The sequence below is a fragment of the Azospirillum palustre genome (genome assembly GCF_002573965.1).
Taxonomy (GTDB): Bacteria; Pseudomonadota; Alphaproteobacteria; order Azospirillales; family Azospirillaceae; genus Azospirillum; species Azospirillum palustre.
The window spans coordinates 377,376-397,439 of sequence record NZ_PDKW01000041.1 but is presented as its reverse complement, the minus strand read 5'-3'; the positions used below and the strand labels follow the sequence as shown (position 1 = coordinate 397,439).

Sequence of the window (20,064 nt, the reverse complement as noted above, 5' to 3'; positions counted from 1 at the left end):
ATGATGGACGCCGGGACATCTTCGCGTTCCCCGTGCCGCCCCGTCGCCTCGTCTTCCAATACTTGTCCGATGGCCCCCTCTTTGCACGCCGACGCCCCACCGCCGGCGCCAGGGCTCCTGCAACCGTGAAAGGACGACCAGCGCGTGAAGCAGCTTTCGGGCAAGACCGCCATCGTCGGCGCCTATGAGTCCCCCCGCCGGGACGCGCCGCGCGTCCATCCCTTCGCCCTCCAGATGGAGTGCATCCTGGGCGCGCTCGACGATGCCGGGCTGGCCCTGACGGATGTGGACGGGCTCTGCGCGGCGTCCGGCGACTGGGCCGAGGGCGGCGGCACGATGGACGTCATCGAACTGGCCGAGTATATCGGCATCCAGCCGACCTACGTGAACAGCACCGACGTCGGCGGCTGCTCCTATATCTTGCAGGCGGGACAGGCCGCCGCCGCCATCGCCAGCGGGCTGGCCGAGGTCGTGGTCATCAGCTATGCCGCCTGCCCGCGCTGGTGGCCGCTCTCCACCCCGTCCTTCGATCCCTTCGTCTTCCCGGCCGGGCCGGGCCAGTACGAGATCCCCTATGCGCCGACGCTGATCTCGACCTACGGTCTGTTCGCCCGCCGCCACATGGACCTTTACGGCACGACGCCGGAGCAGCTGGCCCAGGTCGCCGTCACCTTCCGCGGCCACGCCGCCGCCAACCCCCAGGCCCGGCTGCGCAAGCCGATCACGGTGGAGGACGTGCTGGCCTCGCCGATGATCGCCTCGCCGCTGCACCGGCTGGACTGCTGCGTCGTCACCGACGGCGGCGGCGCGCTGGTGATGACAAGCCGCGAACGGGCGCGCGATTTGAAGCGCCGCCCGGTCTATCTCGCCGGCTATGGCGCCGCCGTCGCCCGGACCCAGAACAGCCAGATCCCCGACGACCTGACGACGCCCGCCGCCCTGTCCGGACCGCGCGCCTTCGCCATGGCCGGGATGACACCCGCCGACATCGACGTGGCGCAGATCTACGACGCCTTCACCATCACGCCGATGCTGGCGCTGGAGGATCTGGGTTTCTGCGAACGCGGCGAGAGCGGCCCCTTCGTCGCGGCCGGCGCCCTGTCGGCCGATGGCGGCAGCCTGCCGACCAACACCGACGGCGGCGGCCTGTCCTCCAACCATCCGGGCAAGCGCGGCATCTTCACCCTGATCGAGAGCGTCCGCCAGCTGCGCGGCGACGCGCCGGGCATCCAGGTGCCGGACGCCAAGGTCGCGCTGGCCCATGGCCTGGGCGGTACCTTCTGCTCCGCCGCCACCGCCATCCTCGCCGTGTAAGGGGGCACCCATGACCGCCATGACGACGCTGCCGATCCCCGACGAGACCTCCGCCCCCTTCTGGGAGGCGGCGCGCGAGGGGCGCTTCCTGATCCAGCGCTGTCCGGAGACCGGGCTGTACCAGTGGTACCCGCGCGCCCACTCCATCCATGCGCCCCACGCCACCCCGGAGTGGGTCGAGGCAAGCGGGCGCGGCGAGCTTCTCAGCTATTCCGTCGTCCATCGCGGCAACACGCGCGGCGATCCCTACACCTGCGCCCTGGTCCGGCTGGAGGAGGGCGTCACAATCTTCTCGCGGGTCGAGGGCATCGCCGAAGGGAGCTTGCGCGCCGGCCTGCCTCTGGCCGTCGCCTTCCATCGCCTGGACGACACCATCAGCCTGCCGATTTTCCGGCCCCCCAGCACCGCAGGAGGGAGCGACGCATGACCGAGACCATCCACCTCGACGACATCGAACCGGGCGCCCGCGCGCTGTCCAGCCGCGTCACCGTGACCGAGGCGCACATCGTCTGGTTCGCCGGGTTGACCGGCGACTTCAACCCGCTGCACATGGACGCCGAGGCGGCGAAGGCGACCGGCTTCGGCCGCACCATCGCCCACGGCATGCTGACCCATTCGATGAGCACCGGCCTGCGCTCCGCCATCGACGACTGGGCGATCCTGGCTTTCCTGGAGACCCGCCGCCGCTTCGTCGGCCCGGTCTTCGCCGGAGACACCATCCAGTACGAGGCGGAAGTGCTGGAGGTCCGCCCCAGCGCGTCGAAGCCCGACCGCGGCATCGTCCGCGTCGGCATCACCGTCCGCAACCAGGCGGGCGACACGGTGCAGGAGGGGGAGGACGTCTTCTCCATCGGACGCCAAGTCAAGGGGCAGGTGACGGCATGAGCAGGCAGGATCGTCTGAAGGGCCGCACGGCCTTCGTGACCGGCGGCGGCGGCGGCATCGGCCGCGCGGTGTGCGGGCGGCTGACGGCCGAGGGCGCTGCCGTCATCGTCGCCGACATCGGGCTGGAACCCGCCGAACGGGTCGCCGCGGACTTGCGCGACGGCGGCGGCGACGCCTTCGCCGTGCAGCTCGACGTGGCCGACCGGGGGAGCTGGGAAGCGGCCGTCGCCGCCCTGCCCGAGCCGTTCCGCGCCGTCGATATCCTGGTCAACGTCGCCGGCATCGTCCGCGACCGCTCGCTCGTGAAGATGAGCGACGCGGACTGGAGCGCCGTCCTCGACGTCAATCTGCGCGGCACGTGGCTCGGCTGCCAGACCGCCTTCAGGCTGGTCGGCGACCGCGGCTGGGGCCGCATCGTCAACATCGCCTCGACCGCCATGCTCGGCACCTTCGGGCAGGCCAACTACTCGGCCTCCAAGGCCGGCGTGGTCGGGCTGACGCGGACGGCGGCGCTGGAAGGCGCCCGGCGCGGCATCCTGGTCAACGCCGTCGCCCCCGGCGTGGTCGAGACCAGCATCGTCGAGGGCGTGCCTGAGGCGATCCGCGCGCAATGGGTGGGGAAGACCCCCATCGGCCGGCTCGGCAAGCCGGAGGAGATCGCCGCCATCGTCGCCTTCCTGGCGTCGGACGATGCCTCCTACATCACCGGCCAGACCATCGTCGCCGATGGCGGCGCCACCACCGGCGACTACTGAGCACGAAAACCAACCAAGCCGAAAACGGCATCCTCGCAACACCGAACAGGGACGACGAACATGACGGACATCACTCGCCGCGGGCTTTTGAAGACGGGTGGACTGGCCGGGGCGGCGCTGCTGTCCGGCGGCCTCGCCGGAACCGGCTTCGCCCGGCTGGCGGCCGCACAAGACGATCCGCTCTACGCCGCCGCCCGCAAGGAAGGCGCGCTGACGCTCTATTGGGGCTCCTACGAGCAGCAGACGATGGAGGCGATCCGCGACGCCTTCAAGGCGAAGTATCCCGGCATCGAGGTCCAGCTTCTCCGCCAGGCCTCGCAGACCGTCTACACCCGCCTGCGGCTGGAATTGCAGAACGGCGTCGCCGAGTGCGATTCCCTGGGCACCACCAACCTGCTGCATTACACCGAGCTGAAGAAGATCGGCGCGCTCGCCGCCTACGACCCGCCCGACGCGGCCATGCTGCCCACCGCCTTCAAGGGGCTGGACAAGGACGCCATGTACCATGTCGGCGCCATCAGCCTGACCAGCATCAACTACGCGCCGGGCAAGGTCTCCGCTCCGCCGACGAGCTGGATGGCGCTGCTGGAGGACCAGTGGAAGGGCAAGATCACCACCGGCAGCCCCGCCTTCTCCGGCGACGTGGCGAGCTGGGTGGTCGCCATCCGCCGCAAGTACGGCGACGACTATCTGCGCCGTTTCGGCCAGCAGAAGCCGAAGGTCGGCCAGTCCAACGTCGACACCGTCACCGACATCCTGGCCGGCGAGCGCGTGGTCGGGTCCGGCGCGCCCTTCAGCTACACGCTGACCCAGAAGGCGGCGGGCAATCCCATCGACGTCAGCGTGCCGACCGACGACGCCATCCTCAACCTCGGCCTGACCGGCATTCCGGTGAAGGCGCCCCACCCCAACGCCGCCCGGCTGTTCACCAACTTCCTCTATTCCAGGGAGGTCTCCGACATCCTGTCGAAGAATTTCTGGCCGACGCTGCGCACCGACGTCGCCTGGGCCGAGGGCCGCTCGCTGGACCAGTTGAAATGGTACCGCAACAGCGGCGACGACCTTGCCGCCGAAGTGGCCGAGGGCATCGCCAAGTGGAAGGAGCTGGTGCGCTAGCCTCCCCGAAAGGTTCAAAATCCCGGACCGGCGGCGGTTGCCACCCGGCCGCAGGTTCGGGAACACTCCATCATGCTGGGCCGCAGGGCCCATCCCTGGAAACGGGAGGCGGACCCAATGGGGGTCATTTCAACCAGTTCCCGCGACGCCGAATCCCGTCCCGTCATGGCGCGGGTGCCGCTCGTCAAGGCGGCGGTCCTCGGCGCCGTCATCCTTCTCCTGGTGCTGCTGGTGGTCCAGCCCTTCGGCTGGGTGCTGTTCAACAGCCTGCACGACGACGCGACCGGCGCCTGGACCCTGAACAACTACGCGCGCGTCGTCCAGTCGGCCGAGCTGATCGAACCGCTGGTCAATTCCCTGATCCTGGCCGCCGCCACGGCGCTGATCGCGGTCGGCATCGGCGTGCCGCTGGCCTGGCTGGTGTCGCGCACCGACCTGCCGTTGCGCCGCACCATCCGCGTCCTGACGCTGACCGCCTTCGTCACCCCGTCCTTCATCGGCGCCACCGGCTGGATCCTGCTGGCCGCGCCCAACTCGGGCTGGCTCAACAGCGCATGGCGCTGGCTGGCCGGCGAAGGCGCCGGGGCGCCGCTGAACATCTATTCGATGGCCGGCGCCATCTTCGTCTGCGGCATCTACACCGTCCCCTACAGCTTCACCATGGTGTCGAGCGCGCTCGACGAGATGGCGGTGGAGCTGGAGGACGCGGCGACGACGCTCGGCTGCGGCGTGCTGCGGACGATGGTCAGCATCACCATCCCGCTCGCCGCCCCGGCGGTGATCGCCAGCTTCATCCTCTCCTTCATCCAGGGCCTGACTTTGTTCGGCGTCCCGGCCTTCCTGCTGACGCCGACCGGCATCCCGGTGGTCACCACCAAGCTGGCCGAGTTCTACCAGCTCTTCCCGCCGGAGATTTATCTGGCCGCCGCCTACTGCATGCCGCTGCTGCTGGTCACCGGTGCTTTGTTCTGGATGCGCCGCCGCTATCTCGGCCGCAAGCAGTACGTCACCATCTCCGGCAAGACGCGCGCCGGGCGGCAGATCCGGCTCGGCGGCTGGCGCTGGCCCGCGCTGTTCCTCGCCCTGCTGGTGCCGCTGGTGTCGGTCTTCCTGCCCTACGCAGCATTGCTGATGGTGTCGCTGACCCGCGCCTGGGGCCAGGGTCTGAGCTGGGAGAACCTGTCCTTCTACTGGTACTGGTGGGCGATCTTCGGCAATTCGGAAACCCACACCGCCATCGTCAACTCGCTGGTCTATTCGACGCTGGGGGCGACGCTGTGCGTGGCGCTCGGCACGCTGGTCGCCTATATCGTCGAGCGGCGGCTGATGGTCGGCGCCTCCCTGCTGGGGGCGGTGGCGACGGTGCCCATCGTCATCCCCGGCATCGTCCTGTCGGTCGGCTTCTTCGCCGCCTACACCCGCGCCCCCCTCAACCTCTACGGCACGCCGCTGCTGCTGATCGCCGCCTTCGCCGCCACCTTCCTGCCCATCGCCTATTCCCATGGCGGGTCGATCCTGAAGGGCATCGGGCCGGAGCTGGAGCGCGCCGCCCGCAGCCTGGGCGCCGGCGAGGCGCGGACCTTCCTGTCGATCACCCTGCCGCTGATGGGCGGCGGGCTGGTGTCGGGCTGGTTCCTGGTCTTCATCCCGATCATCCGCGAGCTGTCGGTCGCCGTCTTCCTGATCACGCCGAAGACCAATGTGATGACCACGCTGATCTACAACGCCAAGGACGGCGGCAATTACGAAGCCGTCTGCGCGATGAGCGTCCTTCTCCTCCTGATCACGCTGTTCCTCGTGGCGGTGGCCCGCCCGCTCGCCGGGTTGACCGGCGCCCGGCGCACCTCCCGCAAGACCGCCACGGCGGCCGGAGTTCCCTCATGAGCGGCATCCGCATCACCAATCTGCGCAAGTCCTTCGGCAGCTACACCGCGCTGCACGGCATCGACCTCCAGGTTCCCAACGGCACGCTGCTGGCGCTGCTGGGACCGTCGGGCTGCGGGAAATCGACCACCCTGCAATTGCTGGCCGGCTTCGAAAGCCCGACCGAGGGCGAGATCTGGGCCGACGACGTGCTGCTCTCCTCGCCGCGCGGTGTGCTGCCGCCGGAACGGCGCGGCATCTCGCTGGTCTTCCAGAACTACGCGGTCTGGCCGCACAAGACGGTGGCCGAGAATGTCGCCTTCGGGCTCAGCATCCGCCGCCTGCCCAAGGCCGAGATCGCCGAGCGGCTGACCCGCGCGCTGCGCACCGTCCGGCTGGAGAGCCTGCGCGACCGCTACCCGTCCGAGCTGTCGGGCGGCCAGCAGCAGCGCGTCGCGCTGGCCCGCGCGCTGGTGGTGGAGCCCTCCATCCTGCTGCTCGACGAGCCGCTGTCCAACCTCGACGCCCATCTGCGCGAGGAGATGCGCTTCGAGATCCGGCAGGTCCACGACCTCCTGGGCATCACCACCGTCTATGTCACCCACGACCAGTCGGAGGCGCTGGTCACCGCCGACCGCATCGCCGTGATGAAGGCGGGGGCGGTCCAGCAGTTCGGCACGCCCGAGGACGTGTTCGAGCGGCCGGCCAACGCCTTCGTCGCCCGCTTCATCGGATCGAACAACGAGCTGCCCGGCACCGGCGAGGGCGAGGGCAGCATCCGCATCGGCGACCGCGTGCTGACCGCTCCCGACCGCAGCGGGGTGGCGCGCGGCGGTTCCGTCTCGCTCTGCGTGCGCCCCTCCAAGGTGCGGCTGGACGATGACGGCGGCCTGTCCTGCAACAGCCTGCCCGGCACGATCGTCCGCTCCGCCTATCTCGGCGAGCATCGCGACGTGCTGGTCGACATCGGCGAGGGGCGGACGATCCGCGCCTTCGTACCGCCGGAGCGGCGTTACGGACCGGGTGCGGCGACGACGGTCCATCTCCCCATCGACGCCTGCCAGATCCTGGCCCCCTCCGCCTGACGGCCTTCCCCTGGCGGTCTTCAAAGGCGGCCTTTAAAGGAAATCCTCGATCATGACCGATCCGACCACCGGCGCCCTGACGGGCGCCGCCCCCGACCCTGCCCCCGAAATCCTGACGGAGCGGCGCGGCGCGGTGGAATGGGTGATCTTCAACCGTCCGCGCGCCCGCAACGCCATGACCCCCTGGATGGAAGACCGGCTGATCGAGATCTGCCGGGCGGTCGATGCCGATCCCACGGTGAAGGCGCTTGCCCTGACCGGTGCGGCCGGCGACAAGCCGGCCTTCATGGCCGGGGCCGATCTGTCCTGCCTGCAAAGCGTCTCCTCGCCCGAGGATTTCGCCATCCTGGAGACCCGTGCCGAGGCGGCGGCGATGGCCCTGGAGGCGGTGCGCGTGCCGACGGTCGCCGTTCTCTCGGGCCCCTGCATCGGCGAGGGGGCGCTGCTGGCCTCCAGCTGCGACGTGCGCATCGCCTCGCCGTCGGTGCGCTTCGGCTTCCCCATCGCCCGCACGGTGGGGAACTGCCTGAGCGTCAAGAATCTGGCGAGGCTGTCGGCGCTGCTCGGCACCGCGCGGACGCGGGAGATGATCTTCAGCGCCCGCCTGCTGGGCGCGGCCGATCTGGCGGCGGCCGGGGCGGTGCGCACCGTCGTCGCCGGCGAGGACGAGCTGACCGCCCATGGGCAGCAGGTGGCCGAGGAGCTGGCCGCGCTGGCCCCCCTGACCCTTTGGGCGACGCGCGAGGGGCTGCGCCGGCTGCGCGACCATGATTTGCCGCCGGACATCGACGGCGACCTGCTGCGCCGCTGCTACCTGTCGGCCGACTATCAGGAGGGCATCGCCGCGTTCCTGGAAAAGCGCCCCCCGGTCTGGAGCGGGAGCTGAGTGCAGCGCGGATTTGAAAACTCAGCGCCAATCCTTCGCCGACGCCGGGCCTTCGCCGGTGCCGGGCGACCGTGAGTAGCGTGCCGGCGAAACCCCCTGGAAGCGCGTGAAGGCGACGGTGAACGTGTTGGCCGAGCTGTAGCCGACACGCTCCGCGACCTCCTCGACCCCGAATTCGCTGTCGCGCAAAAGCTGTTTGGCCAGCGCCATGCGCCAGGAAAGCAGATATTCCATCGGCGCCACGCCGACGACCCGGTCGAAGCGGGCAAAGAAGGCGGATCTCGACATCCCCGCTTCGGCGGCGAGGTCCGCCACCGTCCAGCTGCGGTCCGGCTCGGCGTGCATCGCGCCCAACGCGTCGGCCAGCCGCGGATCCGCAAGCCCGCGCGCCAGGCCCGGTGCGCCATCCACACTGCCGGCGCAGCGGAACGCCTCGATCAGCAACACCTCCAGCAACCGCTCCAGGACAAGGTCGCGGGCCGACCTGCGCGCCTGCGATTCGTCGCTGACGAGCTGCATCACCGTCAGAAGACGGGGTTCGCCCCGGACGATCACGGTGCGGGGCAGCAGGGGCACCAGAAGCGGGGCGTCGGGCGAATCGAAAACGCAGTGCCCGACCTGCATGCGCAGATCCGGGGATCCCTCCGCACATCCGGCCCGGAAATGCCCTGCCCGGATCTCCGCCGGCCTTTCGAACACGCCGGGGGGCGGCGGCACCGGACTCTCGTTGATGAGTTCGTGCATGGCCGGGACCATGACGAAATCCCCGGCTTCGAGCACCGCCGGCGTGTGGCCGTTCACCATCATCCGGCATTTGCCTTCCAGGATCGCGCAATAGAACGGCTCCCCGGTGCCTTCGCGCCGGATGCGCCAGGATCCGGCGCACTCCACGAATTTTGAAAACCGCGCGGCGGGTTTCAGGAGGCTGACGACTTCGGCAAGCGGATCGACGCGCAAATCAGGACCATCTGCGTAGAAATGAGGACGCCCAACCGTATACCGTCCTGCTCTCCCTGGCTAGCATGCAGGCCACACCCATGAAACGAGGCCTCGCATGTCCACCATCCTCATCACCGGCTGCTCGTCCGGCTTCGGCCTTGAGACCGTCCGGCTCTTCCTCGACCGCGGCTGGACTGTCATCGCGACGACGCGCAGCGGGCGCGCGGACATGCTGCCCGCGTCCGAGCGTCTGCGCGTCCTGCCGCTCGACATCACCGACCGGAGCAGCATCGATCGGGTGATCGGCGATGCCGGTCCAATCGACGTTCTGGTCAACAATGCCGGTTTCGGCGCACCCGTCCCGGTGGAGCTGACGAGCCCGGAAACGGCGAAATCCCTTTTCGAGACCAACACGCTCGGCACGCTGGCGATGCTCCAGGCCACACTGCCGCAGTTCCGCGAACGCCGTGCGGGCGTGGTGATCAACGTCACCTCGGCCGCCCTCCTCAAGCCGCTGCCGCTGATCGGCGTCTATCGCGCGAGCAAGGCCGCGGTGGATGCGTACACCGAATCCCTGGCGGTCGAACTGGAGCCCTTCGGCATCCGGGTGCATCTGGTGATGCCCGGCCGTTCGCCCGAAACGAAGTTCGGCGAAAGCGCGCGCCGGCATCTGCGCGGCCTCGACAACCCCGATTACCAGCCGCTGATCGAGCGCATGCTGACGGGAATGCGCAGCAACGCGGGTCCGGTGACCCATGCCGAGGATGTCGCGCAGGCGATCTGGCGCACCGCGACCGACCCCTCGGCACCCCTGCGCATCCCCGCGGGCGCCGATGCCGAAGCATGGATGGCCGAGGCCGGCTGAACTCCGGAGCACGGCGAAGCCGCGGGGGCTGCGCGGAACCGCCGCTTGACGGTCGGGGGCCGGGCTGCCCCTGGATGCTTGCAAGGCCGGAACGGCGATGGCTCAATCGATGATCGGCCAATCAGGGGAGGAGATGCGGATGGACGGGGCGCAAGTCATGCCGGTGTCGCTGTCTCCGCCCACCGATCCGGCCATCCGCTGGGCCGGCCGCCTGCTCGCCATGGTGGGCGAGCTTCACAAGGTCGGGTACCAGCGCCTCAGGATCGCGCCCGGCATGGCCCCGTCCGGATGCCATTGGCGCTGCCACGTCACGCCGGCGGGCAATGTGGCCGCGAACGGGTGGGAGCCGCTCGATTGGAGCCGGCAGGTCGCCAGCTACAGCACAGGCCAGAAGGACCGCTATTTCGGATGGGAGGATTCGTCGCAGGATTCCGCCCGCCATCTCGCCGCGAAGTTCATCGAGCGGTTTCCCGAGATCGCCCGCGACGGCCAGGGTGCGGACTGGGCCTATGCCGGCTGGTATGTCGCCATGCTGGGGGGCGCCGAGCATGGCACCTTTCCGGTCTTCTTCGCCGATTACCCGGTCGAAATCGCCCGCGGCCGGCTGCCCCCGCCGCCTTGAGCGGCAGTCGCGACATCCGGCACGCGACATCCGGCGCGCGACATCCGACGCGGCGGGTCACAGCGCGTCGGAGTCCGTCCCGGACCCGATGGCGACGGTCGCCGTCATGCCCGCCGCCAGTTCGACGCCGGGCGGCACCCGGTCGATGCGGATGCGCACCGGTATGCGCTGGGCGAGGCGGACCCAGCTGAAGGTCGGCTCGACGTTCGGCAGGCCGAGGGGACCGGGCGTTCCGTTGCTGTCCTCGATGCCCCGGCCGATGCTTTCGACATGGCCGGACAGCGGTTCGTCGAAGCCCATCAGCATGATCTGCGCCGGGCTGCCGACACGGATCCGCCGCAGCTTGGTTTCCTCGAAATAGCTGGTGATCCAGAAGCTGGTGGCGTCGAGGATGGCGATCTTCGTCACGCCGGCCGTGGCATAGTCGCCAGGCCGCAGCCGCAGGTTGGTGACATACCCGTCGACCGGCGCCCGGATCGTCGCCCGCGCGAGGTTGAGCCTGGCGAGATCGAGCGCCGCCACCGCACCGTCATAGGTCGCCGCCGCCTGTGCCGCGGCACCGGCCGTCTGCTGCACATCCTCCTGCGAGATGACCTCGCGGAGCTGGCTTCGCCGCCGCGCCGCCGCCTGCCGGACAAGCATGTCCTGGCGCCGGGCTTCGGCCTCGGCCTGTGCGGACGCCACCGCGAGCGAGAACCGCGCGGCGTCGATCGCATAGAGGACATCGCCCCGATGCACATACTGGTTGTCGGCGACGGAGACGGCGCCCACGGTCCCGGAGACCTCCGGCGCGATCTGGACCACCTCCGCGCTCACCCGGGCATCCCGCGTCCACGGCGTCTGCTCGTGACGGTTCCACACCTGCAACGCCACGACGGCGGCAGCCGTGCCGAAGCAAAGGGTCAGGGCATAGCGCCCGAGCAGGGACAGCACAGCTTTCATTGGAATGTTCCGCTGGAGGGCAGGGCCTGCAAAAGCAGGCCGTAGAGGAGGGCGAAGGTGGCGAGTTCGACGAGCGGCCGGCTGGCGGTCAGGCGGAACAGCCCCGCAGCCGCGAAGAGACGGACCAGCGCGACGGTGCCGGCGAGCGCCGCCAGGGCAAGCACCAGCAGACCGGGGAGGAAGACGCCCCCGACATCGAGATCGGGGATCATCGGTCGGTCTCCCAAGCCACCGCACCGCCCGGACCGAGGGCGAACCGGAGGTCGATGAGCAGGTCGAGCAGCAGAGCACGGCCGGCAGTCGGGCTTTCGGCGATCCGCGCCATCAGCGCTTCGATGCGCCGGTGCAGTGCCGTGGCATCGGACGGTCCCGCCCGGTATCCGGGGCCGAAGCGCAGGGCAACCGCGGTGAGAAGCTCGAACCCGTCATGAGCGATCTCACCGTCACTGGCGCCGTCATTGCCGTCGAGATGCCGGATCGCCCGATGAAGCCGTCCGGCGGCGTGACCGACGCGCAGATGGTGCAGGGTGTCGTCGAGCACATCCGGGTGGGATGCCCCGGACAGCCGGAGCCTCGGCAGCAGCAGCGCCGTCCGGTCGATCATCAGGCTCGTCCAGAGCGCCTCGTCGGGTGCGCCGCCCAGGGCCCGCCGCCTGACATCCCGCCGGTTCAGCCGAAGCAGCCGGCCGATTGCCGCATCGACCGGGATGGTCTGGAACAGGCTCATGCTGACGACGGCAAATCCTGTTGCCGCGAACAGCGCGACGACGCTGTTGAGCGACCCGGCGAAATCGCCGGCATAGCTGGCGCCCAGCCCCGACAGGATCGGGATCGTCAAAGTGATGCCGAGCGCCATGTAGGTCGTCGGCGGCCGGGCTTGCAGCGAGCCGGCGACCAGGAAGGCCGGTGCCAGCACCGCGGCGAGACCGGCGAAATCCGTCACGCGGGGCAGGATGGCGAAGCCGTAGACCAGACTGACCGCCACCCCGACGAGCGAGCCGGTCATGTATTTGACGACATTCGGCGCCGGCGTGTCGACATTGCCGAACAGGGCGCAGCAGACGCCCAGGATCGACACCGCCAGCCCGCCCTCCGGCCAGGCCGACCAGATCCAGAACGCGCAGCCGATGACGATGCCGGCGACCGCGCCCAGCGCGCTCCGGGCGGCCATCCAGGGGTCGCGGTGATAGACATAGCCCGTCGCGCGCCCGGCGCGGCGATGCGATGCGGCGTCCGGCGGCATGGTGGCGGCAATGGCGGTCCGGGCGCTGCTCCGGACAACGATCCGTCCGAGCCGGTCGCACTCGTGAAGCAGGCCGATCAGCTCGGCGAGGTGGCCGGCGAGGTTGGCCGCGAGCCTGTCGCCGGCCGTTACAGCCTCCCCGGCGATGCGTGTCCGCAGCGTCCGGGCGCGGTCGATCAGCCGGATCGCGACGGCATCCCGCCCGGCCGCATCGGCGGCAGCGAGCCAATGCCCCGCCTCATCCAGCAGTGCGGCCAGCTCGTCGGGCAAACTGCGGTCTCCGCTGCGCAGCGCATGGATGCGGTCCGCGACCTCCGTCGCGAGCGGCAGCAGCCGCGCAAGCCGGTCATGGATCAGGTGCAGCGTCTCGCGGCTCGGCGTCACCGGGACCGGGTCGTAGGGCAGGTGACCGGCCAGCCCCTGCAAGGCGAGAAGATCGCCGGCGAGCCGGTCGCGATCGCGGCGGATCTCCGGCCCGGAACTTCCGTGGAGCGCATCGCCCGCCAGCCGGCGGGCATCCCGCAGCGTCGCCGACAGCTTGGCGGTGAACTGGCCGGTCATGCGCTTCGGCAGGACGAAGCGATGGACCAGAACGGCGCAGAGGATCCCGATGGAGATCTCCTGGACCCGCACCGACGCCGTATCGAAGATGGCGGCGGGATTGAACACGCCGGGAAAGCCGATCAGGCTGGCGGTGTAGCCGGACAGAACGAAGGCATAGGCCCGCGCGGTGCGGTCGAGCAGCGAGAGATAGAGGCACAGGCCGATCCAGCCGGCGAGGACCACGCTGCAGACAAGCGGATCGTTCACGAAACAGGGGACGATCGCCACGGTCGCCGCCGCGCCGACAATCGTGCCCGCGAAGCGGTAGACGCCGCGGCTGAGCGACGCGCCGGCCGAGGTCTGCGAAACGATGTAGACGGTGACGATGGCCCAGGAGGGTTTCGGCACCCCTGCGCGCAGCGCGATGTAATAGGCCAGCATCGCCGCGGCGAAGCTTTTCGCCGAGAAGAGCAGCGCGTCCGCATCCGTCCGCAGCAGCGCGATCCCGGTGGCGGTCAGGAGCCGGTTCGAAGGAGAGTGGGTTCTCATGCCCCCGAGTATCGGCGCGTTGCGCACCCAGATAAATTAGGTATCCTGTCAAAAAATCCCTTAATCATGCCAAAACCGACCATGCCGAATGCGATGTCCGGGTCACGGTCCGCCGTTTCCGTCTTCGATCCCGATCTTGCGGACCGGCCTGCCGTCGCACGCCTGCTCGACTTCGCGGACTACGAGGCGGAAGTGCCGGTGCATGTGCATCGGCGGGGACAGCTGATTCTGGCGCTGCATGGCGCCGTCACCTGCACCGCGGACGACGAGATCTGGATCGTGCCGCCCGATTGCGGCGTGTGGATTCCGGGCGGCATGCCGCACAGCGTCAGGACGACGGCGAATGCCCGGCTCAGCTATTTGTTCGTCGAGCCGGGAGCGGCAAACCTGCCCGCGGTCTGCTGCACTCTGTCGATCTCTCCGCTGGTGCGGGAACTGGTCAACCGGCTGACCGGCGAGGTTCTGGACTATCCGCCGGACAGCCATGCCGCCCGGCTTGCACGGGTGACGCTGGACGAGCTGGCCGGGATGCCGCGCGAACACTTCAACCTGCCCATCTCCAACGATCCGAAGATCCGGGCGATTGCCGACGCCCTGACGCTCGACCCGTCCGACCGCAGCACCCTGGGGGACTGGGCCAGACGCGTCGCGATGAGCGAGAGGTCGCTGGCCCGCCTGATGCTCCGCGAGACCGGCCTGACCTTCGGGCGCTGGCGGCAGCAGCTTCACCTTGTCGTGGCGCTTCGCGAACTGGCCGGCGGGGCCGCTGTGCAGACGGTGGCGGACACGCTCGGCTACGAGTCGGTCAATGCCTTCATCACGATGTTCAAGAAGGCGCTGGGAAGCACGCCGGCACAATATTTCACCCAGCGCAGGGCGAAGAAGCTGTCGGCCTTGTCGCGATAGCCGAGCCGACGTGCGGGAAAGTGTGGGGGGCCGCCGGCTGCCGCCTCACGGCCGGTTGACCTGTACGGCCAGCGCGACCGCCGCCTTGCCGGACAGCGGAACGTCGGCCGGCACCGCCACGGCCTCCGGTGCCGGGCCGCCTCCGCTCCGGCCGAGCCGCCCGGTCACCCGGAACGCCACCAGGACCGCCGCGATGCCGAACAGCACCGATCCCGCCGCCTGTCCGATCAGCACCCCCGGCGCCCCGCCCAACCAACCGCCGACCGCAACGAACGGCATGGTCCCCAGCGTCGCCCTGCCCCAGTTGAACCCGGTCGCCAGCAGGGGAAAGCCCAGATTGTTGAACGCGGCGTTGCCGACGAACAGGAAGCCGACGAACAGGAACCCGCCGGCCACCGCGGTGCAGAACAGGCGGACCAGATCGGCCGACACGCCCTCGGCGGAAAAGGCGCCCACCACCAGATCGCGGGCAAGGAACAGGCCCAGCCAGACCGCCAGCACCCAGACGACGATCAGCACCAGGCTGGCCCGCAGGGTCGCCCGCACCCGGTCGGGGCGGCCGGCCCCCAGATTCTGCGCCAGGATCGGGCCGACGGCACCAGTCAGGGCGAAGATGGTGCCGAAGGCGACCGGAACCAGGCGGTCGACGATGGCCGCCCCGGCGATGGCCGCATCGCCGAAACGCGCCATGCTGGTGGTGACATAGACGCCGGCGACCGGGGTGGCGAGATTGGTGAGGACCGCAGGACCGGCGATGCCGGCCAGCGTCCCGGCATCCGTCAGAAGACCGGTCCAGCCCGGGGCGGCGACCAGCCGGTGCACCCGTGCCACGCCATGCCAGCCGACGGCGGCGAGCAGGCAGCGCGACAGCACGACCGTCACCGCCGCACCGGTCAGGTCCAGCCGCAGGCCGAAGATCAGGATCGGGTTCAGCGCCGCGGTGAACAGCGCCGCATAGAGCGTGACGGTCATGGCGCGGCGCGCATCGCCCTGCGCCCGCAGCATCGCCGAACAGCCCATGCCGAGGCCGAGCAGCGGCAGGGTCGGCGACAGGATGGTCAGGTAGCCGACGGCAAGATCCCTGGTGGCTCCCCTGGCGCCCAGCAGATCCATCGCCGGTCCCAGCAGCGGCAGGGTCAGCAGGCCGACCGCTGCGGAGACCAGCGCCGTCAGAATCAGGCTGGATCCCGCCAGCCTCGCCGCCTCCGCGCGCCGGCCGCCGCCGATGGCGCGGGCGACCAGCGCTCCGGCGCCGATCGACAGCCCGATGCACAGCGACGATTGCAGGAACAGGACGGTACCGGCGAAGCCCACCGCCGCCGCCAGCTCGCGTTCGCCCAGCAGCGAAATGTAGAACAGGTTCAGCAGATCGACCGCGAACACCGCGATCAGCCCGACCGAGCCGGTGGCGGTCATCACCATCACATGGCGCATCGGCGAACCGGTGGTGAAGCGGCCTGCGGCGGTTTCGGCCATTGCGGCGGTTCTCCTCTTGGGCGGCCCCGGGTTGGTGGCCCCTGGCGTAAGAGGTTGGTCCGCCGCCTTTCCCATCAAGTCGTCCCTGGCCACACTGCCGTATGCGGAGACCGCCGGCAAATCGCTTCGTCTAGCGCAGCGGGGTGCGGAACAGCCTCCCCCGGCCCTCCAGCCCCTCCGTGACGCCGGCAAGGCGCAGGCTGTGCCACGCCAGCGCATGGTTGCTCGACGTGACCGGCTTGCCGGTGCGCGTCTCCAAGGCCTCGACCGCCTCGGCGACACGCAGGCTGGTGCAGGAAACGAACACGGCATCCACCTCCGTGTGGGCGGCGGCCTGCGCCACCGCCGCGGCGATGGAGTCCGGGGCGATGCGGGCCGCGATGGTGTCGTCGGGTTCGTCGAAGATCGCCAGCACCGGCACCTCGTAACCGGCCTTCACGAAGTAATCGCGCATCGCTTCGCCGACGCGGCGCTGGTAGGGCGCGACCAGACCGATGCGCCGCGCGCCGAGGGAGCCGAGCGCAGCATCCACCGCCTCGACCGGCGTGGTGGTGGCGATGCCCGGCCGCGCCTCGCGGATGCGCTCGCGGACACGCTCCGGGCCGATCACCATGCTGCCCGACGTGCAGCCGAAGGCGACGACATCCAGTTCCAGCCCGGGCAGGATCAGCCGGGTCGTCGGTGCGATGTCCTGCTCCATCCGCGCCAGCGTTTCCGGCGCAATCTCCTTGTCGTTCCACAGGCGCGCGTTGTAGACGGCGACCCCCGGCTCCCCGAGCAGGAAGCGCCATTCATGCTCGATGGTCTGGTCGGTGGCGAGCACCAGAAGCCCGATGGCGGCGCGGGCGGCGAGGCCGCCATCGGTCGCGAAGGGAAGCACCAGGGTGGCGGCCGGGGAAGCGGCGCCATCCTCGGCGACGGTGACGTTGGTATCCATGTCGGGGGTTCTCCCAGTATCGCGGAGGAGTGGCGCGGACGCACCGGCACGGGCTGTGACGCCGCCCGCGCGCCTGTCAGTGGACGGCCTGCATGCCGTCGAGCGGGATGGCCGGGGTGCGGCCGGCGATCAGGTCGGCGGTGATGCGGGCCGACCCGCAGGACATGGTCCAGCCCATGTGGCCGTGTCCGGTGTTGAGGAACAGGTTGCGCTGGCGCCCGCGGCCGAAGATCGGCGTTCCCTCCGGCGTCATCGGCCGCAAGCCCGCCCAATAGCTGGGCCGGCTGTAGTCGGCCGCATCCGGGAACAGATCGCGCGCCGCCGCCAGCATGGCATGGAAGTCGGCCGGGCTGTGGCGCTTGTCGTAGCCGGCGAAATCGGCGGTCGCGGTGATGCGCAGCCGGTCGCCCATCGGCGCATAGGCGACGAGATTCTCCTCGTCCACCCCGCCGATGCGCGGCGTGTTGTTGCGCCCGGCCACCGGCACGGTGACCGAATAGCCCTTGATCGGATAGATCGGCAGCGACAGGCCGAGCGGCTTCGCCAGCGCAGCACTCTGGCAGCCCATCGCCAGCACATAGGCATCGGCGGTCAGCGTGCCCTTGTCGGTGACCAGCCCGGTCACCTCGCCGGCGGCGGTCTCGACGCCGCGGATCGTCGTGCCGTAGAGGAAGCGGACGCCCCGCTCCGCGCACCAGTCCGCAAGGTTGCGGGTGAACAGCCGGGCATCGCCGCTCTCGTCGGACGGGGCGTAGATGCCGCCGACGATGCGGTCCTTGGTGGCCGACAGCGCCGGGTCGATGGCGGCGGCGCGGTCGCGGTCGACCACCTCCAGCGGCAGGCCGTTGTCGGTCAGGATCCTCATCTTGGCGACACCGGCGTCGAAAGCCGCCGGGCTGCGGTAGAGGTAGAGCAGCCCGCCCTTGGCGCCGTCGAAGGCGACGCCGGTGTCCTCGACCACCCGATGCAGCATGTCCTGCGAATAGAGGCTGAGCCGCACCTTGCGGGCGGTGTTGACCGCCACCCGGTCCGACCGGCAGTTGCCGAGGAACTTCAGCGACCAAGCCCACAGCGCCGGATCCAGCCGCAGCCGGAAGCGCAAGGCCTGGTCGTTGCGCCACAGCGATTTCAGCAGGATCTTCGGCGCCTTCGGCGACGCCCAGGTGTAGGCGTGCCCCGGCGCCACCAGCCCGGCATTGGCGAAGCTGGTCTCGTCGGCGGCGCCGTCATGCCGCTCGACGACGGTGACCTCGTGCCCATCCTTGAGAAGGCAATAGGCCGTCGTCACGCCGACGACCCCGCTGCCCATCACGATGACCTTCATGAACACCTCCCTGGCATGAACGCCTCCTGGCCTGAAAGCCCCTTGGCCGGAGGTCACAGCGCCGCGGTCACCTGGATTTCCACGGTGAATTGCGGGGCGGCGAGCCTGGTCTCGACGCAGGCGCGCACCGGCGTATTGCCCGGCGCCACCCAGGCGTCCCACACCCCGTTCATCTCGGCGAAGCCGGCGATGTCGGCGAGCCAGATCGTGGCGGTCAGCAGCTTCGTTTTGTCGGTGCCGGTGGCGGCCAGCAGCTCGTCGATCCTGCCGAGGATGTCGGTGGTCTGCTCGGCCACCGGGGCGCCCGGCGCCCTGAGCGCCACCACCCCCGCCGTGTAGACCAGACCGCCGCAGACGACGGCCTGGCTCATGCGCGGGCCGACCTCGATACGCTGAATGCTCATGATTCTCTCCCGGAAAACCGGCGGGCCGGGAGGCGGCACCGCCTTCAACTCACACGATACGTAACTGTATACAGAATAGTCCACAGAATTTTTCCGATGCTGCACCGCCCAAAAATCGGGCCCGATTCCTGTGCAACTGCACAAATGTTCGCCCCGTCAACAAATCCGTTGACGCCCCCTTGCGGACGACGATACGCTTAAGTGTATACAGATTGTCATTCAGCTTAACATTCACCGGCAGGGAGATGTGCGATGGCGAGGATGAACGGCATGACGCGGCGCTCGGCGGGGGGCGCGCTGCTGGGCGCGGTGGCGCTGGCGATGCTGGGCGGCGGTGCGGCGCTGGCGCAGGACACGGTGACGCTCGGCGCGGTCCTGCCGCTGAGCGGGGCCAGCGCCACCATCGGCGAGGACCAGCGCCGCGGCATCGAACTGGCGGTGGAGAAGGTCAACGCCGACGGCGGCGTGCTCGGCCGCAAGCTGGCGGTGGCGGTCGAGGATTCCGGCGGCCGGGCGCAGAGCGCCGTCGATGCGGCGCGCAAGCTGGTGTCGGTGTCGAAGACCCCGGTGGTGATCGGCGAATATTCCTCGGGCAACACCATCCCGGTCGGCCAGTATCTCCAGCGCGAGGGGATCGTCCACATCAACCCCGGCTCCTCCTCGCCGGCGATCAAGACCATCGGCGACCGCTCCTTCAGCACCATCGGGCTGGACGACGTCGCCGGGAAGTTCACCGCCCAGGCGGTCTACGGGATGGGCCACCGCAAGGCGGTCTTCCTCGCCCCCAACAACGCCTACGGCCAGGGCGTCTACAGCGAGACCAAGGCGGCCTTCGAGGCGCTGGGCGGCCAGATCGTCGCCAACCTGCTCTTCACCGAGGGGCAGTCGAACTACCGGCGCGAATTGCAGCGCATCGCCGCCGCCAAGCCCGACGTCATCATCTATTCCGGCTACGGCCAGGAGGCGGCGACGATCAACCGCGAGGCCTTCGAGCTGGGGCTGTCGAAGACGCCGTGGTTCGGCATCTACCTGTCGATGTGCACCGCCGATTCCCGGCCGGAGACGGTCGAGGGCCAGATGGGCATGGAGGTCAACTATGTCGGCCCCGACGGCGCCTGGTACCGCGACGCCTACCGGAAGAAGTTCGGCAAGGAGTTCGCCACCACCTTCAGCGGCTACACCTACGACGCCGTGATGATGGCCGCCGCCGCGATCAACAAGGCCGGCAGCACCGAACCCGCCAAAATCCGCGAGGCGCTGGCCGCGCTCGGCGACTATGCCGGCGCCACCGGTCCCATCGCCTTCGACGCCCAGGGCCAGCGCAAGACCCAGCCCTACATCGTCGTCTCCTACAAGGGCGGCGAGCTGAAGACGGCCGCCAAGTAGGCACCGCCCCCCAGATCGGACCTC

At 69.6% G+C, this 20,064-nt stretch carries 20 protein-coding genes; 12 read left to right on the top strand and 8 right to left on the bottom strand.

Annotation, left to right across the window (positions count from 1 at the left end):
• The first annotated feature begins 144 nt into the window (after positions 1-144).
• From CRT60_RS15465 to CRT60_RS15430, 8 genes are all read left to right on the top strand, one after another.
• Positions 145-1,314 carry an acetyl-CoA acetyltransferase gene (locus CRT60_RS15465; protein WP_098737372.1) on the top strand — a complete coding sequence of 390 codons (1,170 nt, stop codon included), beginning with the start codon at positions 145-147 and terminating at the stop codon, positions 1,312-1,314.
• A gap of 10 nt (positions 1,315-1,324) precedes the next feature.
• Positions 1,325-1,741, top strand: a complete 417-nt coding sequence (locus tag CRT60_RS15460) for a Zn-ribbon domain-containing OB-fold protein (RefSeq protein WP_244592518.1) — start codon at positions 1,325-1,327, stop codon at positions 1,739-1,741.
• The gene (locus CRT60_RS15455; protein WP_098737369.1) at positions 1,738-2,199 is read left to right on the top strand and encodes a MaoC family dehydratase; all 462 of its coding nucleotides are present in this window, start codon (positions 1,738-1,740) and stop codon (positions 2,197-2,199) included. Before CRT60_RS15460 ends, CRT60_RS15455 begins: the two co-directional genes overlap by 4 nt.
• Entirely contained in the window at positions 2,196-2,954 is a 759-nt protein-coding gene (locus tag CRT60_RS15450) for an SDR family oxidoreductase (protein WP_098737367.1), read from the top strand. The genes CRT60_RS15455 and CRT60_RS15450 overlap by 4 nt, the downstream gene beginning before the upstream one ends.
• 60 nt (positions 2,955-3,014) lie before the next feature.
• Positions 3,015-4,070, top strand: a complete 1,056-nt coding sequence (locus tag CRT60_RS15445; protein ID WP_098737365.1) for an extracellular solute-binding protein — start codon at positions 3,015-3,017, stop codon at positions 4,068-4,070.
• Positions 4,071-4,187: 117 nt separating this feature from the next.
• A complete protein-coding gene (locus CRT60_RS15440) occupies positions 4,188-5,954 on the top strand; it encodes an ABC transporter permease (protein WP_193548434.1) in 1,767 nt (588 codons plus the stop codon).
• On the top strand, positions 5,951-7,018 hold the full coding sequence (locus CRT60_RS15435) for an ABC transporter ATP-binding protein (RefSeq protein ID WP_098737364.1): 1,068 nt from the start codon (positions 5,951-5,953) through the stop codon (positions 7,016-7,018). Before CRT60_RS15440 ends, CRT60_RS15435 begins: the two co-directional genes overlap by 4 nt.
• 52 nt (positions 7,019-7,070) lie before the next feature.
• A complete protein-coding gene (locus CRT60_RS15430; protein WP_098737362.1) occupies positions 7,071-7,904 on the top strand; it encodes an enoyl-CoA hydratase in 834 nt (277 codons plus the stop codon).
• Between the two features lie 21 nt (positions 7,905-7,925).
• Here the strand turns inward: CRT60_RS15430 and CRT60_RS15425 are convergent, their stop codons facing one another.
• Complete coding sequence (locus tag CRT60_RS15425; protein WP_098737360.1) at positions 7,926-8,861, bottom strand: AraC family transcriptional regulator; 936 nt, start codon at positions 8,859-8,861, stop codon at positions 7,926-7,928.
• Positions 8,862-8,958: 97 nt separating this feature from the next.
• On the opposite strand from CRT60_RS15425, the gene CRT60_RS15420 reads away from it, so the two are divergent.
• Together CRT60_RS15420 and CRT60_RS15415 are read left to right on the top strand one after the other, a co-directional pair.
• On the top strand, positions 8,959-9,708 hold the full coding sequence (locus tag CRT60_RS15420) for an SDR family oxidoreductase (protein WP_098737358.1): 750 nt from the start codon (positions 8,959-8,961) through the stop codon (positions 9,706-9,708).
• Positions 9,709-9,805: 97 nt separating this feature from the next.
• Positions 9,806-10,330 (top strand): hypothetical protein, encoded by a 525-nt coding sequence (locus tag CRT60_RS15415; RefSeq protein WP_143273277.1) that lies wholly within the window; start codon positions 9,806-9,808, stop codon positions 10,328-10,330.
• A gap of 57 nt (positions 10,331-10,387) precedes the next feature.
• Here the strand turns inward: CRT60_RS15415 and CRT60_RS15410 are convergent, their stop codons facing one another.
• The 3 genes from CRT60_RS15410 to CRT60_RS15400 are packed head-to-tail and all read right to left on the bottom strand — an operon-like array spanning position 10,388 to position 13,607.
• The gene (locus CRT60_RS15410; protein ID WP_098737354.1) at positions 10,388-11,272 is read right to left on the bottom strand and encodes an efflux RND transporter periplasmic adaptor subunit; all 885 of its coding nucleotides are present in this window, start codon (positions 11,270-11,272) and stop codon (positions 10,388-10,390) included.
• Complete coding sequence (locus tag CRT60_RS15405; RefSeq protein ID WP_098737352.1) at positions 11,269-11,484, bottom strand: DUF1656 domain-containing protein; 216 nt, start codon at positions 11,482-11,484, stop codon at positions 11,269-11,271. The genes CRT60_RS15410 and CRT60_RS15405 overlap by 4 nt, the downstream gene beginning before the upstream one ends.
• A complete protein-coding gene (locus tag CRT60_RS15400; RefSeq protein WP_098737351.1) occupies positions 11,481-13,607 on the bottom strand; it encodes an FUSC family protein in 2,127 nt (708 codons plus the stop codon). Before CRT60_RS15400 ends, CRT60_RS15405 begins: the two co-directional genes overlap by 4 nt.
• A 93-nt stretch (positions 13,608-13,700) precedes the next feature.
• Between CRT60_RS15400 and CRT60_RS15395 the strand changes: the two genes are divergently transcribed.
• Positions 13,701-14,513 carry an AraC family transcriptional regulator gene (locus CRT60_RS15395; RefSeq protein ID WP_098737876.1) on the top strand — a complete coding sequence of 271 codons (813 nt, stop codon included), beginning with the start codon at positions 13,701-13,703 and terminating at the stop codon, positions 14,511-14,513.
• A gap of 45 nt (positions 14,514-14,558) precedes the next feature.
• Here the strand turns inward: CRT60_RS15395 and CRT60_RS15390 are convergent, their stop codons facing one another.
• The 4 genes from CRT60_RS15390 to CRT60_RS15375 all read right to left on the bottom strand — a co-directional run bounded on the left by CRT60_RS15390 (position 14,559) and on the right by CRT60_RS15375 (position 18,654).
• Positions 14,559-15,989, bottom strand: a complete 1,431-nt coding sequence (locus CRT60_RS15390) for an MATE family efflux transporter (RefSeq protein WP_098737349.1) — start codon at positions 15,987-15,989, stop codon at positions 14,559-14,561.
• Positions 15,990-16,119: 130 nt separating this feature from the next.
• Positions 16,120-16,926 (bottom strand): maleate cis-trans isomerase family protein, encoded by an 807-nt coding sequence (locus CRT60_RS15385; RefSeq protein WP_098737348.1) that lies wholly within the window; start codon positions 16,924-16,926, stop codon positions 16,120-16,122.
• Positions 16,927-17,002: 76 nt separating this feature from the next.
• Positions 17,003-18,250, bottom strand: a complete 1,248-nt coding sequence (locus tag CRT60_RS15380; protein ID WP_098737346.1) for a D-amino acid dehydrogenase — start codon at positions 18,248-18,250, stop codon at positions 17,003-17,005.
• A gap of 53 nt (positions 18,251-18,303) precedes the next feature.
• Positions 18,304-18,654, bottom strand: coding sequence for a RidA family protein (locus CRT60_RS15375; RefSeq protein WP_098737345.1), 351 nt, complete (start codon positions 18,652-18,654; stop codon positions 18,304-18,306).
• Positions 18,655-18,906: 252 nt separating this feature from the next.
• Between CRT60_RS15375 and CRT60_RS15370 the strand changes: the two genes are divergently transcribed.
• Positions 18,907-20,040: an ABC transporter substrate-binding protein gene (locus CRT60_RS15370; RefSeq protein ID WP_204561930.1), complete on the top strand. Its 1,134-nt coding sequence runs from the start codon at positions 18,907-18,909 to the stop codon at positions 20,038-20,040.
• Positions 20,041-20,064: the final 24 nt, after the last annotated feature.

What these genes read in the sequence shown, in the direction of transcription:
- CRT60_RS15460 (WP_244592518.1), top strand. Translation starts at nt 1,325, where the DNA reads ATGACCGCCATGACGACGCTGCCGATCCCCGACGAGACCTCCGCCCCC.
- CRT60_RS15455 (WP_098737369.1), top strand. Translation starts at nt 1,738, where the DNA reads ATGACCGAGACCATCCACCTCGACGACATCGAACCGGGCGCCCGCGCG.
- CRT60_RS15450 (WP_098737367.1), top strand. Translation starts at nt 2,196, where the DNA reads ATGAGCAGGCAGGATCGTCTGAAGGGCCGCACGGCCTTCGTGACCGGC.
- CRT60_RS15445 (WP_098737365.1), top strand. Translation starts at nt 3,015, where the DNA reads ATGACGGACATCACTCGCCGCGGGCTTTTGAAGACGGGTGGACTGGCC.
- CRT60_RS15440 (WP_193548434.1), top strand. Translation starts at nt 4,188, where the DNA reads ATGGGGGTCATTTCAACCAGTTCCCGCGACGCCGAATCCCGTCCCGTC.
- CRT60_RS15435 (WP_098737364.1), top strand. Translation starts at nt 5,951, where the DNA reads ATGAGCGGCATCCGCATCACCAATCTGCGCAAGTCCTTCGGCAGCTAC.
- CRT60_RS15430 (WP_098737362.1), top strand. Translation starts at nt 7,071, where the DNA reads ATGACCGATCCGACCACCGGCGCCCTGACGGGCGCCGCCCCCGACCCT.
- CRT60_RS15420 (WP_098737358.1), top strand. Translation starts at nt 8,959, where the DNA reads ATGTCCACCATCCTCATCACCGGCTGCTCGTCCGGCTTCGGCCTTGAG.
- CRT60_RS15415 (WP_143273277.1), top strand. Translation starts at nt 9,806, where the DNA reads ATGGCTCAATCGATGATCGGCCAATCAGGGGAGGAGATGCGGATGGAC.
- CRT60_RS15410 (WP_098737354.1), bottom strand. Translation starts at nt 11,272, where the DNA reads ATGAAAGCTGTGCTGTCCCTGCTCGGGCGCTATGCCCTGACCCTTTGC.
- CRT60_RS15405 (WP_098737352.1), bottom strand. Translation starts at nt 11,484, where the DNA reads ATGATCCCCGATCTCGATGTCGGGGGCGTCTTCCTCCCCGGTCTGCTG.
- CRT60_RS15400 (WP_098737351.1), bottom strand. Translation starts at nt 13,607, where the DNA reads ATGAGAACCCACTCTCCTTCGAACCGGCTCCTGACCGCCACCGGGATC.
- CRT60_RS15395 (WP_098737876.1), top strand. Translation starts at nt 13,701, where the DNA reads ATGTCCGGGTCACGGTCCGCCGTTTCCGTCTTCGATCCCGATCTTGCG.
- CRT60_RS15390 (WP_098737349.1), bottom strand. Translation starts at nt 15,989, where the DNA reads ATGGCCGAAACCGCCGCAGGCCGCTTCACCACCGGTTCGCCGATGCGC.
- CRT60_RS15385 (WP_098737348.1), bottom strand. Translation starts at nt 16,926, where the DNA reads ATGGATACCAACGTCACCGTCGCCGAGGATGGCGCCGCTTCCCCGGCC.
- CRT60_RS15380 (WP_098737346.1), bottom strand. Translation starts at nt 18,250, where the DNA reads ATGAAGGTCATCGTGATGGGCAGCGGGGTCGTCGGCGTGACGACGGCC.
- CRT60_RS15375 (WP_098737345.1), bottom strand. Translation starts at nt 18,654, where the DNA reads ATGAGCATTCAGCGTATCGAGGTCGGCCCGCGCATGAGCCAGGCCGTC.
- CRT60_RS15370 (WP_204561930.1), top strand. Translation starts at nt 18,907, where the DNA reads ATGGCGAGGATGAACGGCATGACGCGGCGCTCGGCGGGGGGCGCGCTG.